The 15548-nt window shown below is 71.5% G+C and carries 15 protein-coding genes and 1 tRNA gene; 8 read left to right on the forward strand and 8 right to left on the reverse strand.

Annotated elements, in window-relative coordinates:
- The first annotated feature begins 59 nt into the window (after positions 1-59).
- Genes ACGGCP_RS19010 through ACGGCP_RS19020 form a run of 3 tightly spaced genes read left to right on the forward strand, consistent with a single transcriptional unit; the run spans position 60 to position 3111 of the window.
- Complete coding sequence (locus ACGGCP_RS19010) at positions 60-1214, forward strand: Gfo/Idh/MocA family protein (protein ID WP_392967839.1); 1155 nt, start codon at positions 60-62, stop codon at positions 1212-1214.
- Positions 1160-2302 (forward strand): dihydrodipicolinate synthase family protein, encoded by a 1143-nt coding sequence (locus tag ACGGCP_RS19015; protein WP_392968050.1) that lies wholly within the window; start codon positions 1160-1162, stop codon positions 2300-2302. Before ACGGCP_RS19010 ends, ACGGCP_RS19015 begins: the two co-directional genes overlap by 55 nt.
- Positions 2299-3111: a sugar phosphate isomerase/epimerase family protein gene (locus tag ACGGCP_RS19020; RefSeq protein WP_392967841.1), complete on the forward strand. Its 813-nt coding sequence runs from the start codon at positions 2299-2301 to the stop codon at positions 3109-3111. Before ACGGCP_RS19015 ends, ACGGCP_RS19020 begins: the two co-directional genes overlap by 4 nt.
- 124 nt (positions 3112-3235) lie before the next feature.
- On the opposite strand, the gene ACGGCP_RS19025 is transcribed toward ACGGCP_RS19020, so the two are convergent.
- Positions 3236-4006 (reverse strand): class F sortase, encoded by a 771-nt coding sequence (locus tag ACGGCP_RS19025; protein ID WP_392967842.1) that lies wholly within the window; start codon positions 4004-4006, stop codon positions 3236-3238.
- Positions 3990-4466 (reverse strand): hypothetical protein, encoded by a 477-nt coding sequence (locus ACGGCP_RS19030; RefSeq protein ID WP_392967844.1) that lies wholly within the window; start codon positions 4464-4466, stop codon positions 3990-3992. Before ACGGCP_RS19030 ends, ACGGCP_RS19025 begins: the two co-directional genes overlap by 17 nt.
- 244 nt (positions 4467-4710) lie before the next feature.
- Here ACGGCP_RS19030 and ACGGCP_RS19035 point away from each other — a divergent pair, with 244 nt between their 5' ends.
- The 3 genes from ACGGCP_RS19035 to ACGGCP_RS19045 are packed head-to-tail and all read left to right on the forward strand — an operon-like array spanning position 4711 to position 7367.
- Positions 4711-5184, forward strand: coding sequence for a 4Fe-4S binding protein (locus tag ACGGCP_RS19035; RefSeq protein ID WP_392967846.1), 474 nt, complete (start codon positions 4711-4713; stop codon positions 5182-5184).
- Positions 5181-5702, forward strand: a complete 522-nt coding sequence (locus tag ACGGCP_RS19040; RefSeq protein ID WP_392967848.1) for an NADH-quinone oxidoreductase subunit J — start codon at positions 5181-5183, stop codon at positions 5700-5702. The genes ACGGCP_RS19035 and ACGGCP_RS19040 overlap by 4 nt, the downstream gene beginning before the upstream one ends.
- A gap of 21 nt (positions 5703-5723) precedes the next feature.
- Positions 5724-7367: a DUF885 domain-containing protein gene (locus ACGGCP_RS19045; protein ID WP_392967850.1), complete on the forward strand. Its 1644-nt coding sequence runs from the start codon at positions 5724-5726 to the stop codon at positions 7365-7367.
- A gap of 52 nt (positions 7368-7419) precedes the next feature.
- On the opposite strand, the gene ACGGCP_RS19050 is transcribed toward ACGGCP_RS19045, so the two are convergent.
- Positions 7420-8301, reverse strand: coding sequence for a hypothetical protein (locus ACGGCP_RS19050; RefSeq protein WP_392967852.1), 882 nt, complete (start codon positions 8299-8301; stop codon positions 7420-7422).
- 134 nt (positions 8302-8435) lie between these two features.
- Complete coding sequence (locus tag ACGGCP_RS19055; protein ID WP_392967854.1) at positions 8436-9596, reverse strand: lytic polysaccharide monooxygenase; 1161 nt, start codon at positions 9594-9596, stop codon at positions 8436-8438.
- Positions 9597-9784: 188 nt separating this feature from the next.
- Here ACGGCP_RS19055 and ACGGCP_RS19060 point away from each other — a divergent pair, with 188 nt between their 5' ends.
- On the forward strand, positions 9785-10234 hold the full coding sequence (locus tag ACGGCP_RS19060; RefSeq protein ID WP_392967856.1) for a peroxiredoxin: 450 nt from the start codon (positions 9785-9787) through the stop codon (positions 10232-10234).
- A gap of 41 nt (positions 10235-10275) precedes the next feature.
- Here the strand turns inward: ACGGCP_RS19060 and rdgB are convergent, their stop codons facing one another.
- Positions 10276-10860 carry an RdgB/HAM1 family non-canonical purine NTP pyrophosphatase gene (gene rdgB, locus ACGGCP_RS19065; RefSeq protein ID WP_392967858.1) on the reverse strand — a complete coding sequence of 195 codons (585 nt, stop codon included), beginning with the start codon at positions 10858-10860 and terminating at the stop codon, positions 10276-10278.
- Positions 10857-11585 carry a ribonuclease PH gene (gene rph / locus ACGGCP_RS19070; RefSeq protein WP_392967860.1) on the reverse strand — a complete coding sequence of 243 codons (729 nt, stop codon included), beginning with the start codon at positions 11583-11585 and terminating at the stop codon, positions 10857-10859. Before rph ends, rdgB begins: the two co-directional genes overlap by 4 nt.
- Before the next feature lie 67 nt (positions 11586-11652).
- On the opposite strand from rph, the gene ACGGCP_RS19075 reads away from it, so the two are divergent.
- Positions 11653-11734 (forward strand) — tRNA-Leu (locus tag ACGGCP_RS19075).
- 47 nt (positions 11735-11781) lie between these two features.
- On the opposite strand, the gene ACGGCP_RS19080 is transcribed toward ACGGCP_RS19075, so the two are convergent.
- Positions 11782-14304 (reverse strand): glycoside hydrolase family 2 protein, encoded by a 2523-nt coding sequence (locus ACGGCP_RS19080; protein ID WP_392967862.1) that lies wholly within the window; start codon positions 14302-14304, stop codon positions 11782-11784.
- Positions 14301-15518 carry a mannose-6-phosphate isomerase, class I gene (manA, locus tag ACGGCP_RS19085; protein WP_392967864.1) on the reverse strand — a complete coding sequence of 406 codons (1218 nt, stop codon included), beginning with the start codon at positions 15516-15518 and terminating at the stop codon, positions 14301-14303. Before manA ends, ACGGCP_RS19080 begins: the two co-directional genes overlap by 4 nt.
- Positions 15519-15548 lie beyond the last annotated feature (30 nt).

A 15548-nucleotide genomic window follows, 5' to 3' on the forward strand; every position in this document is an offset into this window, starting at 1 on the left:
CTGCATGGTTCGGCGAGCGCTCCCCACGCCATGTTCGGCAAGGTCTGGAGCACATCCCTATGGCAGAGAGAATCACCGTCGGCATCGCCCTCAACGGGGTGACCGGGCGCATGGGCTACCGGCAGCACCTCGTGCGCTCGCTCCTCGCCATCCGCGAGCAGGGCGGCGTCGAGCGCGCCGACGGCAGCGTGATCTGGCCCGAGCTCACCCTCGTCGGCCGCAGCGCCGACAAGCTCGCCGAGATCGCCGGCCGCCACGGCCTCGACAAGTACACGACCAGCCTGGACGAGGCCCTCGGCGACGACAAGATCGACGTCTACTTCGACGCCCTCACCACCCAGCACCGCCTCGCCGCCGTCAACTCGGCCATCAAGGCCGGCAAGCACGTGTACACCGAGAAGCCCATCGCCACCAACCTCGACGACGCCCTCAACCTCGCCCGGGCCGCCCGCGACGCCGGCGTCAAGAACGGCGCCGTCGCCGACAAGCTGTACCTCCCCGGCCTGCGCAAGCTCAAGCGCCTGGTCGACTCCGGCTTCTTCGGCCGCGTCCTCTCCGTGCGCGGCGAGTTCGGCTACTGGGTCTTCGAAGGCGACTGGCAGGAAGCCCAGCGCCCCTCCTGGAACTACCGCGCCGAAGACGGCGGCGGCATGGTCCTCGACATGTTCCCCCACTGGTCCTACGTGTTCGAAGAGACGTTCGCCAAGGTCAAGTCCGTCTCCGCGCACGTCGTCACCCACATCCCCGAGCGCTTCGACGAGCACGGCCAGGCCTACGCCGCCACCGCCGACGACGCCGCCTACGCCCTCTTCGAACTCGAGGACGGCACCGTCGTCCAGATGAACTCCTCCTGGGCCACCCGCGTCGACCGCGAGGAGCTCGTCGAGTTCCACGTCGACGGCACCGAGGGCTCCGCCATCGCGGGCCTGCGCAAGGCCCGCGCCCAGCACCGCGTCCACACCCCCAAGCCCGTCTGGAACCCCGACATCGACCAGCCGATCCCCTTCCGCCAGCAGTGGCACGAGGTGCCGGACAACGAGGTCTTCGACAACGGCTTCAAGATCCAGTGGGAGGAGTTCCTGCGCCACGTCGTCGACGACGAGCCGTGGCACCACGACTTCCTCGCCGCCGCCCGCGGCGTCCAGCTGGCCGAGGCCGGATACCGGTCTGCCCGCGAAGGCCGCCGCATCGAGCTGGAGGACCTGGTCCTGTGACCCGCAAGTTCACCTCACGCGTCATCTACTCCGCGGCCCACGTCGTCGCGGACCCCCTGGCGGACAACGGCCCCGGCCGCCTCGCCGCCGTCGACTGGGACGCCACGATCGCCTACCGCAGGCACCTGTGGGACCTCGGCCTCGGCATCGCCGACGCCATGGACACCGCCCAGCGCGGCATGGGCCTCGACTGGGAGGCGACCAAGCAGCTCATCCGCCGCTCCGCCGAGGCCGCCGGCCCCGACGACCTCCTCGCGTGCGGCGTCGGCACCGACCAGCTCGGCGCCGTGCCCACCACGATGGACGAGATCCGGGCGACGTACCTCGAGCAGCTCGCCGTCGTCGAGGACGCCGGAGCGGGCACGATCCTCATGTGCTCCAGGGCCCTCGCCGCCAGCGCGAAGAGCGCCGACGACTACAAGGCCCTGTACGCCGAGCTCCTCGGCGAGGTCAGCGGCAAGGCGATCCTCCACTGGCTCGGCCCCATGTTCGACCCGAGCCTCGAAGGCTACTGGGGCTCTTCGGACCTCGAGGCCGCCGCCGACACGTTCATCGAGATCATCACCGAGAACGCCGCCAAGATCGACGGCATCAAGATGAGCCTCCTCGACGCCGAGGCCGAGATCGCCGTCCGCCGCAGGCTCCCCGCAGGCGTCCGCTGCTACACCGGCGACGACTTCAACTACCCGCGCCTCATCGCGGGCGACGAGCAGGGCCACTCGGACGCGCTCCTGGGCATCTTCGACCCGCTCGCGCCGCTCGCCGCGAAGGCCGTGCAGCGCCTCGACGAAGGCGACGTCGCCGGGTTCCACGCGATCCTCGACCCGACGGTGCCCTTGGCCCGCAAGGTCTTCGAGGCCCCCACGTTCAACTACAAGACCGGCGTCGTGTTCCTGGCGTGGCTCTCGGGCCACCAGGACCACTTCAAGATGGTCGGCGGCCTCGAGTCCGCCCGCTCCATCGCGCACTTCGGCGAGATCGTCGACCTGGCTTTGGAAGTGGACCTCTTCCCGGACGAAGCGCTCGCGATCGACCGGTTCAACGCCCTCCTGAAGGTGGCGGGCCAGCCGAAGCGGACCCTCGCATGAGCATCCTCGACCGCTTCTCGTTCAACCACGCGACCGCGAAGTTCTGGGACCAGCGCGAGGCCGTCGAAGCCTGCGCGCGCACCGGCTCCGGCATCGGCCTGTGGCGCGAACCGCTGCAGGAGATGGGCGTCGAGGCTACCGCGAAACTCGTCCAGGACGCCGGAGTCACGGTGACGAGCCTCTGCCGCGGGGGCTTCTTCACCGACCCGACCGACGAGGCGCTGGCCGAGAACCGGAAGGCGATCGACGAGGCCGCCGCGGTCGGCGCCCCGGCGCTCGTCCTCGTCTCGGGCCCGATCCAGCCCGGCGGCACCATCGACACCGCCCGCGAGGGCGTCAAGACGGCCCTCGCCGAACTCGCGCCGTACGCCCTGGAGCAGGGGGTCACGCTCGCGATCGAGCCGCTGCACCCGATGTTCGCGAGCGACCGGTGCGTCGTGACCACCTTGAAGGAATCGCTCGACTTGGCCGCCCCGTTCGACCCGGCCGCCGTCGGCGTCGTGGTCGACACGTACCACATCTGGTGGGATCCGGAAGTGTGGCAGGGCATCGCACGCGCCGGGGCCGAAGGCCGCATCGCGTCCTTCCAGCTCGCCGACTGGATCACCCCGCTCCCGGCGGGCGTCCTCACCGGACGCGGCCAGCTCGGTGACGGCTGCGTCGACATGCGCCGCTACCTCGACGCCGTCGACGCCACCGGCTTCGACGGCCCCATCGAGGTCGAACTGTTCAACGACGCGCTCTGGGCCCGCCCGGGCGCGGAGGTCTTCGAGGAGACCAGGGCCGCTTTCGAGCGCGTCCTGACATAGGAGCGCCGCGGGCGCGCCGGCAGCGGTTGGGCAACGCCGGAGCGCCCGCGGACGAGCCCCCTGGAATGCCGCGGGGGCGGGACCGGCAGGGGTCAAGCACTCCGGTCCCGCCCCCGCGGTCGACTCAGTCTTTGAAGTGGTCGCGGCCGTGCAAGGGGCGGTCGCGGTCCTTCTCGGTCGCCTCGCGGTGGCCCGTGTAGCTCGCGAACACGACCAGGTTCTCGGTGTAGTCGCCCGCCTTCCGGTCGAAGGCGCCGCCGCACGTGATGAGGCGCAGCGCCGGTTCGGGCTCGATGCCGAAGACCTCCTCGTACGGGAGGCGCTGCTTCGCGTAGGACTCGACCGCGGTCACCTTGAAGGTCACGACGATCCCGTCCTCGCGGGTGACGTCGATGCGGTCGCCCTTCTCGAGCTCCTTGAGCGGGAAGAACACCGCCGGGCCGGAGCGCTCGGTGTCCACATGGCCCATGAGCACGGTCGGACCGAACTCGCCGGGGGTCGGGCCCGCCTCGAACCAGCCCGCCTCGTGCGGCCGCCACATCCGGGGGACCTCGAAGTTCCCCTCGTAGTCGAGGCCGAGCGCGGTGAGCGGGGCGTGGATGTCGACGGCGCCGATGTCGACGCGGGTCGGCTCGGAGCGGTCGAGCCAGGTGCCGCCCGCCGGGTCGGCGACGGCGAACGGGTCCTCGTGGAACGGGTTCCCGAAGTGCGGCATGGAGAAGGAGGGGACCGGGACGACGCTGCCGAGCATGAGCCCGAGGCCCCCGGCGAGGACGATCGAGAGGACGACGACGGCCACCGGCCGGAACGCGGGTTCCGGCCGGTGGATGGGTCGTTCGGCAGTGTGACGTGCTTCGGGCGCCTCGGCGCCCGTCGGCTCAGGCGGCAGTGACATTGCTGCGGCGCTTGAGCAGCCAGAGCCCCGCCGCGGCCACGAGCACCGCCGCCGCGCCGGTCCACAGCACCGCCGTGGCAGCGTCGGAGGCGGTCGAGCCGCCGCCCGTGGCGGCGCCGGTCCCCGAGGTCACCGTGAACTTGGTCGACGCGGTGTCGCTGCCGCAGGTCACCGTGACCGTGTACGTGCCGGGCTTCATCTTGTCCGTCACGGTGAAGCTGCCCTGCGCGTTGTTGTTGTTCTTCGGCAGCTTGAAGCTCGTGTCGGTGTTCTCGACGTCGCCGGTCGCGTCCATGTCGCAGTTCGACGCGAGCACGTCCACTCGGGTGCCCGTCGCGCCCGCCGTCGGCGAGAGCGTGACGGTGATGGCCGCGTTCGCGGGAACGGCGGTGGTCAGCACGAGCGCGGCGCTGAGCGCCAGCGCGGCGAGCATCCCTCGGATGGGCTGCGTCATTCGCATGGGCACGGTTCCTCCCCGGACGGCACCGGGTCGCCCCCGGTACGTGACGTGTCAATGGCTCACGGTAACGGCTCTTGTGGACGCAGCAGGCGGTTTCAAGCGAAAACCGGCCCCCGCCGCCACGCCTGGCGAGTCGGGAATCGGACAGCCGCGGCCGGGCCGGACGGCGGGCGGATCCGAAATTCGAGTGCGAAGCGCGGCTTGCGGTCTGGAAAACACCGGTGTCATCTGCCACGATGAGGGGATGAGGCTTCCCGGGAGCGGACTGGTCAGCGGTCTCGCACAGACCGCGCGCACCGCCGCGCGCCGCGCCGTCACCAGCCAGTACCCCGAGAACGAGCCCGAGCTGCCCGAGCGCACGCGCGGCGTGATCGCGCTGCACGAGCCGAGCTGCACGTCCTGCATGCTGTGCGCGCGGGAGTGCCCGGACTGGTGCATCTACATCGACTCGCACAAGGAGACCGTGGAGGTCGAGGGCGCGGCCCGGCCGCGGCAGGTGAACGTGCTCGACCGGTTCGACATCGACTTCTCGCTGTGCATGTACTGCGGGATCTGCGTCGACGTGTGCCCCTTCGACGCCCTGTTCTGGGCCCCCGACTTCGCGTACGCGGAGGGCGACATCAGGGACCTGCTGCACGACAAGGAGCACCTGGGGGAGTGGCTCGGGACGGTCCCGGAGGCGGCGAAGACCGAGACCGTGAAGGCGGACGAAGGGTGACGCTCGCCGACGTGCTGCTGCTGGCGTTCGGGCTGCTCGCGCTCGGGGCCGCGCTGGCGGTGGTGACGACGCGGCGGATCGTGCGGGCGGGGCTGTGGCTGGCGGTGGCGTTCGCGGGCATCGCGGGGGCGGCGCTGGTGCTGACGGCCGAGTTCCTAGCCTGGGTGCTGGTGCTGGTGTACGTCGGCGCGATCGTGGTGCTGCTGCTGTTCGCGACGATGCTGACCAGGGCTCCCACTGATCCTTCGGACGACCTGGACCGGGCGCGGCTGCCCGGGGCCTTGATCGCGGGCGGGGTCGGGCTCGGCCTGGCGGCCGTGGTCGTCGGCGCGTTCGGATGGACCCGGGCCGGGCTCGCGGACCGGGAGGGCGGCGGTGCGGCGCGGATGGGCGAGGCGGTGTTCGCGGACTGGGTGCTGCCGTTCGAAGTGCTGTCTTTGCTGCTCCTGGCCGCTTTGGTGGGTGCGGTCGTGGTTTCGACCAAGCCGAGCAACGATCACGTAACGAAGGATTACTAGCCGCGCGGTAAGCTGGCGGCCATGACCTCACCGATATTCGCGCTCGCCGACGGGTACATCACCGAGTACGCCCGCCTCCACCCCATGTTCGCCGGGTCCGCCGGCATCAAGGGCGACTTCGGGGTCGCCACCGACTTCGGCCCCGAGGCCGTCGCCGAGCGGGCGAAGCTCGACGCCGACACCCTCGCGAAGCTGAACGCCCTGGAGTCGACCGGCCCGGCCGACGACCTCGCCCGCCTCCACATGGCCGAACGCCTCGAGGTGAGCGTCGCCCAGCACGAGGCCGGGGAGTGGCGCCGCGCGCTGCGCGTCCCGTACGGGATGCTGCAGAGCCTGGTGAGCTATGTGGACCTCGCCCCGCGCAAGACCGAGAACGACTGGCGCCTGAACGTCTCGCGGATGCGCGCCATCCCCGAGATGCTCGCGACCTGGCGCCGAACCCTGAACGCCGGGATCGAGGCGGGCGAGACCGTGGCGCTGCTGCAGGTAACCGAGGGCGTCAAGCAGGCCCGCCGCAACGCCGAGTCGCGCACGTTCGACAAGCACCTGGACGCGTACGGCGACGGCGCGCAGGCCCGCGACCTGCGCGAGGCCGCCGAGGCCGCGTACGAGGCGTTCGCCTCGGCCGCCGACTACCTGGAGCGGGTGTACGCGCCGCACGCGGCCCCGCGCGACGGCGTCGGCGAGGAGCGGTACCTCCTCGCGGCCCGGTCCACGCTCGGCGCGGTCCTCGACCCGCACGACGCGTACGAGTGGGCGTGGGACGAGCTGCACCGCATCGAGGACGAGATGGCGGCCGAGGCCGACAAGATCGTCCCCGGCGCCGGGCTCGACGAGGTCATCGCCCACCTGGACGCGACCGAGGCCGTGGGCACCCACGAGGAGTACCTGGCCTGGCTGAGCGAGAAGCACCAGGGCGCGCTCGAGGCTCTCAACGGCGTCCACTTCGACATCGACCCGCGCCTGATGAACCTGGACGTGCAGGTCGTGCACGGCTCCTCGGCCGGCTCGGCGTACTACACGGGCCCGAGCGAGGACCTGTCGCGGCCGGGCCGCACGTGGTGGCCGGTCGCCGAGCGCGAGACGTTCCGCACCTGGGGCGAGCTGACCACCGTGTTCCACGAGGGCGTGCCCGGGCACCACCTCCAGATCGGCCAGACGAAGGTCGCCGGGGACGGCCTCTCGCGCTTCGCGAAGGTGTTCGGCTCGGTCTCGGGCCACGCCGAGGGCTGGGCGCTGTACGCCGAGCGGCTCTCGGACGAGCTGGGCTGGTTCACCGACAAGGGCTCGCGCCTGGGCATGCTCAAGGGCTCGGCGCTGCGCGCCGCCCGCGTCGTGATCGACATCGGCTGGCACCTCGACCTGCCGCTGCCCGCCGCCGAGGCGAAGCGCCACGGCGACCGCTGGAGCTTCGACGTCGCCCTCGACGTGCTCAAGTCGCGCGGCCGCATCGCCGAGCACCGCGCCTACCCGGAGATCGTCCGCTACGCGGGCTGGCCGGGCCAGGCCATCTGCTACAAGCTCGGCGAGCGCGCGTGGGTGGACGCCCGCGCGGAGGCGCAGGCCGCCGCCGGTGCGTCGTTCGACCTGAAGGCCTGGCACACGCGGGCCCTCAACCTGGGGCCGATCGGCCTCGACAACCTCGCCTCCGTCCTGCGGGGGTAGCGCGCAAGAGGAACGGGCCCGAGGCTTTCGCCTTGGGCCCGTTCGTCGTTCGCTACTTCCAGCGTTCGGTCAGGTCCTGCGCGGCCCTGTCGATCTCCTCGCCCAGCTGGTGCAGGTGCTGCTTCTCGAGGTCGGCGAGGCTCGCCGTGAGGCGGTCGGCCCGGTCGGCGCCCGGCAGGCGCAGGAGCCAGTTGCGGGCGATCACCGCCTGCCGGTACTGGTCGAGCAGATGCTCGAGGTCGGCGACCGGCGTGACGACGTCCTGGGCGGCCTGCCCGAGCGCGGGCACGGCGGCCTCGGCGAGGAAGTGCGCCTCCCGGGCCGCGACGCGCGTCTCGTCCCGCGCGAGCGCGAGGTCGGTGGCGTAGCTGAGCTTCCCGTACGTGTCGAGCAGGTGGTTCTTCGCCTGCGAGAGCACGCCCATGAGCGAGGACGCGGGCTTGTCGCCGTCCCTGCTGAGCCGGACGTGCTCGGTGAACAGCCGCACCTGGCTGAGCAGGACCGCGACCCACGTCTGCGACGCGATGCCCTCGGCCTGCGCGTACGAGGACCGCATCTCGTGTTCAAGGGCCGCATACCATTTCGGGTACTCGGGGGCCACGAGGCCGAGCTGGTCGAAGCGGTCCGAGAAGTGGACGCGGAGCCGCTCCAGGTCCTCGGTGTGCTTGAGCGCCGTCAGGAGGTGGTCGAGCTCCTGGCTGCGCGGCGGCGTCTCGGTGAACAGGTGCGCGTAGCCGCGGATGACGGTGCGCAGCCGGTGGATCGTGACGCGGACGGTCCCGGCGGAGCCGGGCGCCTGGCGTTCGAACGCCGCTATGGCGCGGTTGAGCGCGTCGACGTGGTCGGAGATATAGGTCTGGACGACGACCCCGGCGCGTGTGGACGCCGTCATCGGTTCAGGCCCGGCTTTCGCCGGCGCTGCGGATGCTGACATGGCTCCTCCCCCCGGAAGACCTGCTGGCTCAAGTATTCCAGGAGGCCTTCGGGGGGAGGAGTCGAAGCGGCGATATTTCGACGATCGTTCAGGTTCCCGCCTGGTCGGCGTCACCTTCGCGAATCACCGGCCTGTCACGCGGGCATGCAGTCCATCGCGGGCATCGTCGTCAGGTTGCCGGTGACGTTGAAGCCGAAGCTCGCCGTCCCGCCCGACGCGATGGTCGCGTTCCAGCCGGAGGGCCCGGCCATCTGCATGTCGCCCATGGTGCTGATCGTGGTGTTCCACGAGTCCCTGACGGCGATCCCCGAGTTCGGGGGCCACAGCCAGTGGACCATCCAGTTCCCCATGCTCGTCGTGCCCGTGTTCTTGACGGTGATGTTCACCGTCGCGCCGCCCGACCACGAGTAGACCTCGGCGGTCGCGGTGCAGGCGCCGGTCGGGTTCCCGGTCGGCGTCGACGTGGGCGTCGAAGTCGGGGTCGACGTCGGCGTGGAGGTCGGGGTCCCGGTCGGCGGGTTGACGACGCCGCCGTCGTTGCCCGGCAGGTCGGCGCCGGGGCGGATGCCGGTGATCTCGCCGTTGCCGCCGTCGAACTCGACGTCGGAGCAGGCGTAGAAGTTCTCGTTCGAGTCCGAGCGCACCCAGTGGGTGAACACCACGTGGTAGCCGCTGCGCTGCGGCAGCGTCATGTTCGCGTAGTAGTAGTGCTCGTTGGTCCCCGCGCCGCCGTTCGACGCCGGGTTGGTGATCGTCTGGAACTTCTCCAGGTCGTCCCAGCCGATCGGCTGCGACGGGTCCCACCCGGCCTTGGTGATGTACACGTCGAACCGGCCCGGGTGGTGCGCCCAGTTGTTGTAGCGCCACTCCACGGTCGCCCCGGCCGTCACGTGCGTGCGCGGCCAGTTGCCCGGGTCGTTGAACGGCTCGAAGTCGTACGGGCCCTTGCCGTTCCCGTCGCACAGGCGCCCGTCGGGGATGTACCCGACGGTCTGGCCCGCGCCGTTGGAGTCGAGGTTCCCGAACCAGTTGTAGAAGGGGGTGGGGCCGACCTCGTCGAACGCGGCCTGGCAGGCCTCGTTGTACGGGTCGAGCGCGCCGTTCTGCGTGAGCGCGTCGAAATAGCAGAAGTACTGGCGCGAGCCGGGGAAGACCGTCGCCCCGTGGGCCTCGGCCTCGTCCCTGCTGAAGAGCCCCGTGATGGCCAGGGCCGCTACGGCGGCCAGGACCATCGACATGACGGCGGCGATGCGGCGGCGTCTGCCGCCCAGCGCCGCCGTGGCGGTGGTGGACATGGAATTACTCCTCTGTCGGACATGGAGCGCTCCCAACCTGGCCCTGGAGGAGCCAGCGCGATCTCGTGGACTGCTGCTGACAATATCGTGATATTCGAGTGTATCTATATCTATTGATGGAACGCAACGGGTTCGGGCGGCCGTGCGCGAAACGGCCGATCCCGGCGGACGCGGATACACTCGGCTTCATGGACACCGGAGACACCGCACCCGCATTCACCCTTGACGACGAGACCGGAACCGCGCGCAGCCTCGACGAACTCCTCGAGTCAGGCCCGGTCGTGCTCTTCTTCTACCCCCAGGCGATGACCGCCGGCTGCACCGCCGAGGCCTGCCACTTCCGCGACCTCGCCGCCGACTTCAAGGCCGTCGGCGCGACCCCCGTCGGCATCTCGAACGACACCGTCGACCGCCAGGCGGCCTTCGCCGCCAAGCACTCCTTCGGGTACCCGCTCCTGTCCGACCCCGACGGGAAGATCGCCGAGGCCTTCGGTGCGCGCCGCAAGCTCGGCATGCTCGGGGCCAAGCGCAAGACCTTCGTCATCGGCGCCGACCGGAGGGTCCTCGGCGCGTTCAAGAGCGAGGTCAACATGAACGCCCACGCCGACAAGGCGCTGGAGCTGCTGAAGGCCGCGTAACGCGGAAAAGCGGAGAGGCGGCCCGGAGGCCGCCTCTTCAGCTAGATCTTGCTTGCCAGTTCTCTGAACGCCTTGCCCCGGTGGGAGATCGCGTTCTTCTCCGCGGCGGTGAGCTCGGCGCTAGTGCGGTCGAATCCTTCGGGGGTGAACAGCGGGTCGTAGCCGAACCCGTTGGCGCCCTTCGGTTCGCGTCCGACGGTGCCGCGCATCTCGCCGTGGACGACGAGTTCGCGGCCGTCAGGCCAGGCGATCGCGGCCGCGCACACGAACTTCGCGCCGCGCAATTCGTCTGCGACGTCGGCGAGCTGGTCGAGCAGGAGCGCGTTGTTCGCAGCGTCGTCCTTGGCGCTGCCGGCCCAGCGGGCCGAGAGCACCCCGGGCATCCCGTTGAGGGCGTCGACGGCGAGGCCGGAGTCGTCCGCGATCGTCGCGAGCCCCGAGTGCTTGACGCCGTCGCGGGCCTTGAGGAGGGCGTTCCCGGCGAACGTCAGCTCAGTCTCGGGGGTCTCCGGGTAGTCGGGGACGTCGTTCAGGCCGACGAGCTCGACGTGCGGGGCGGCCTCGGCGAGGATCTGCCGCAGTTCGTCGATCTTCCCGGCGTTGCGGGTGGCGAGCAGGACCCTCACGGCGCGAGGAGGGTCCGGGCCTGGAGGCCGGCGAGTTCCTTACAGCCCTTGAGGGCCAGGTCCAGCAGCTCGTCGAGCTGGGCGCGGTTGAACACCGCCTCCTCGCCGGTGCCCTGGACCTCGACGAAGTCGCCCTCGCCGGTGCAGACCACGTTCATGTCGACCGACGCGGCCACGTCCTCCTCGTACGGGAGGTCGAGCACCGGGACGCCGTTGACGACGCCGACGCTGATCGCCGCGACCGAGGTCGTCAGGATCTTGTCGGGCTTGCGCGCGATCTTCTGGTCCTTGAGCCAGTCGACGGCGTCGTGCAGCGCGACGTACGCGCCGGTGATCGCCGCGGTGCGGGTGCCGCCGTCGGCCTGGAGCACGTCGCAGTCGAGGGTGATCGTGTTCTCGCCGAGGGCCTTGAAGTCGATGCAGGCGCGCAGGGACCGGCCGATGAGGCGCGAGATCTCGTGCGTGCGGCCGCCGATCTTGCCGCGGATGGACTCGCGGTCGCTGCGCGAGTGCGTCGACCGCGGGAGCATCGAGTACTCGGCGGTGACCCAGCCCTCGCCGGAACCGCGCCGCCAGCGCGGCACGCCCGGCGTCACCGTCGCGGTGCAGAGCACCCGGGTGCGGCCGAATTCAACGAGCACCGAGCCCTCGGGGTGGTCGGTCCAGGATCGGGTGAACTTCACGGGGCGCAGCTCGTCGGCGGCGCGCTTGTCAGGTCGAGTCATCCCCACCAGACTACGGGACCCCTGACGCGTGTGAAACACTAGTTGCTGCCCTGCACCAGACCACCTCGCGCGAGTGGCGGAACTGGCAGACGCGCAGGATTTAGGTTCCTGTGTCCTCGGACGTGGGGGTTCAAGTCCCCCCTCGCGCACAGAAGAACCCCGGCCCTTGCGGGCCGGGGTTTCGTGGTCTGCGGGGTCAGGCGAGGTCGTTGGCGCTGCGGAGGGCCGCGGCGAAGGCCTCGGGGTCGGCGGTGGGGGCGGTGACGCGGATCGTGGCGGTGTCGCCTGCGCGGAGGGTCAGCATGCCCTGGTCGGCGCGGGCGTCAGGGTGGACCTTGTCGGCGTGGCAGAAGAGGTCGCGGACGAGGGAGGTCGCCGTGATGTGGAGGACGCAGCCGTCGGGCGCGGGTTCCGCCGTGACGGTGTAGGGCCGCGGGTCGAGGCGCTGGGCGGCGACTTCGGCGGCGAAGCGGAACGCGGGGGCGAAGCCGTCGCCTTCGGCGCGGAGGTACTCGGTCGCGGGGTCGCCGAACGCGGCCACGTCGGCGGGGACGGTGACTGCGGTCGCGTCGCGCGGGTCGACGGCGGTTTCGAGCACCGCTTTGGCGAGGACTTCGCCGTCGAAGGTCTCGCGGGTCAGGGTGAACGTGCCGCGGTAGGGTTCGCCGGTGTCGTTGACCAGGACGAGCGCGAGCGTGTCGGGTTCGGCTTCGAGGCCTTCCCAGGCGTTCGCGACCGCTGCGGCCGACGCGCGGGGCTGGAGGGTGGCGAGGCGGGGCGCGTAGGCGTCGCGGAGGGCGTGCCAGACGGGTTTGCGGTGCCCGTCGAAGTCGACGGCGGCCCAGGAGACCACGGGCCAGTTGTCGTTGAGCTGCCACAGGATCGTGCCCGTGTTGTGCGGGGTGAGGGACCGGAAGTGCTCGACGCCGAAGCGGATCGCGTGGGCTTGGTTGAGCTGGGTGGTCCAGTGCCAGTCCTCGATGGACTGCGGGTCGGGCAGGTGCCCCTGCCAGCCGCGTTCGAGTTTGGCGTTGCCGAGGTTGGCCTTCTGGTGGACGAGCATCTCGTGCCCGAACGGGTCGAGCGGCTCGTCGTGCACGACGCGGGTGAGGGTCGACCAGGCGGGCGGGGCCTGGAAGCCGAACTCGGAGACGAAGCGCGGCTTGTAGTCGGCGTAGACCTTGTAGTCGGCGCGGTTCCACACGTCCCAGATGTGCATGGTGCCGTAGCGCTCGTCGTTGGGGTGGCGGTAGTCGCCGAACGAGTACGGGCTCGCGGGGGAGTACGGGCGGGTCGGGTCGAGCTCGGCGAGGAGCGCGGGCAGGAGCTCGGAGTAGTAGGCGTCGCCCCAGCCGCGCTCGTCGACGTGGTGCGCCCAGGACCAGTCGACCGAGCCCCAGGTGTTCTCGTTGTTGCCGTTCCAGAGGACGAGGGACGGGTGGGCGCTGAGGCGGGTGATCTGCTCGCGCGCCTCAGCCTCCACTTCGGAGCGGGTCGCTCCGGTCTCGCTGTAGGCGGCGCACGCGAAGAGGAAGTCCTGCCAGACCAGGAGGCCGTGCTCGTCGGCGAGGTCGTAGAACGCCTCGGTCTCGTAGATGCCGCCGCCCCACACGCGGAGCAGGTTCATGTTGGCGTCCAAGGCGTCCGCGAAGCGGCTCGCGAGCCGGTCGGCGTCGATCTCGGTGAGGAACGCGTGGTCGGGGATCCAGTTCGCGCCGCGCACGAGGACGCGTTCGCCGTTGACCAACAGGTCGAACGGCGCGCCCGCCGCGTCCGGCTCGGTGTCGAGCTCGACGGTGCGGAACCCGACGCGGCCGTGCCAGACCGCTTCGCCCGCGGTGACGTCGACGTCGTAGAGCGGCTGGTCGCCGTGGCCGACCGGCCACCAGCGGCGCACGTCCGGGACGCGGACCTCGACAGTGGTGGAGGCCGCCCCGGCGGGGACCTCCGCGGTGGCGTGCCGGGTCTCGCCGTCCGGGCCGGTCACCGTGACCTGGACGGGAACCGGGGCGTCGCCCGCGGCGCGTTCGAGGTCGACGTGGGCGGTGAGGAGGCCGTCGTGGCCGCCGCCGAGGCGGTCGGCGACGTCGACGAGCGGGCGGACGGCGGCGATGCGCGCCCCCGACCACGAGTCGAGGCCGATCGGCCGCCAGATCCCGGCGCCCGCCACGTCGATCCCCCAGTCCCAGCCGAAGGAGCAGGCCATCTTGCGGATCTGGTTGTACTCGTGGTGGTTCACGCGCGGGAGCTCGCCGTCGCGGGCGGCGCGGGCGTCGGTCTCGGGGACGGGCGCGGCGAAGGCGACGCTGAGGGAGTTGCGGCCCTCGCGCAGGAGACCGCGCACGTCGAAGCGGTAGGAGCGGTGCTGGTTCTCGGTACGGCCGACCTCGGTTCCGTTGAGCGACAGCACAGCCACGGTGTCGAGGCCGTACGCGACGAGGTCGTGGCGGGCCGAGCCGTCGTCGGCCCAGTCGAAGACCGTGGTGAACCGCCAGGCGGTGTCGCCGATCCACTGCTGCGCGGCCTCGTTGCCGCCGTCGAACGGATCGTCGATCAGCCCGGCCCGGCGCAGGTCGAGGTGCGCTTCGCCGGGGACGGCGGCCGGCACGCCCGAGGCGAGCGCGGCCGCGACCGGTGCCGGGGCGTCCGCCGCGAGGGTGTCGGCGGTCATGGTCCAGCCCTCGTGGAGCGGGCGGAAGGTCGGCGGCAGGTGGGTCATCGCTGTTCCTTTGCGGTGTCGGGTGTCAGGTCGTGCGCGGTGGTCGCGACGAAGAGCTCGCCGGTCCCGGCGATCGTCACGGGCGAGGGGTCCGGGGTGCGGTACCAGGCGGTGCCGAGGGTGAACGCGTCCGTTCCGATCCGGCCGCTCCCGTTGGTGGACAGGGCGATCGCGGGTCCGGGCAGGCGGAGTTCGGCCGGGCCCGCGTCGAGGTCGAGCCGGTAGAGCGCGAAGTCGGGGACGTCGGGCCGGAACCGGTCGACGCCCGGCGCGAGCCGCTCGGGGTCCAGGCGGGGCACCGGCAGGGGCCGGAAGTCGAGCACGTCGAGCAGCTCGGGCACGTCGACGTGCTTGCCGGTGAGGCCGCCGCGCAGGACGTTGTCGGAGGCGGCCATGAGCTCGACGCCGACGCCTTCGAGGTAGGCGTGGATGTTGCCCGCGGGCAGGTAGAGCGCCTCGCCGCGGCGCAGGGCCACCCGGTTGAGCAGGAGCGACACGGCCGAGCCGGGGTCGCCCGGGTAGGCCGCGTCGAGGTCGAGGACCGTGGCGAGCGCTTCGGCCTGCGCCAGCGGGAGGCGGTCCGCGCGTCCGGCGAGGCCGACGATGCGGGCGACGGCCGGTGCCGCGCCGCCGCCGAGGAGCCAGGCGACCGTGGCGCTCAGGCCGCTGTCGAGCTGCTTCGCGAACGCCTGCAGCGGTTCCGGATCGGGGTCGGGACCGGCGGCGTCGAGCGCGAGGAGCGCGGCGGCCAGGTCCCGGGTCTCGGCGACGGGCCGGAACCCGCACAGGGCGTCGAACGTGTCGCTGACCGCGACGATGAGCTCCGGCTTGTGGAACGGGTCGCGGTAGTTGCGGTGCGGGGCGTCCAGCGGGATCCCGGCCGCGTTCTCGCGGGCGAACCCGGCGGCGGCCCGCTCGGGGTCGGGGTGCGCCTGCAGCGACAGTGGCGACCCGGCCGCGAGGACCTTGAGCAGGAACGGAAGGCGGCGGCCAGCGGCGTGCGGGCCGAGCGCGCGCTCCGGTTCGCGTTCGATCCACTCCCGCAGGTCGGTGCCGACCGCCGGGTCGAGCACGCGCGCGGGCGAGCCCGCGTGGGCGCCCAGCCACAGCTCGGCCTCGGGCCCGCCCGTCGCCGGACGGCCCAGCAGCGCCGCGATCCGGCCGACCGCGCCCCACGGGTACGGGCGGGGGTCGTTGTCGATGGGGAGGAGCACTGCCGTTCCCTTTCCTGAGTTGTGGTGTGG

This window comes from Glycomyces sp. NPDC048151 (assembly GCF_043202775.1).
GTDB lineage: Bacteria > Actinomycetota > Actinomycetes > Mycobacteriales > Micromonosporaceae > Glycomyces.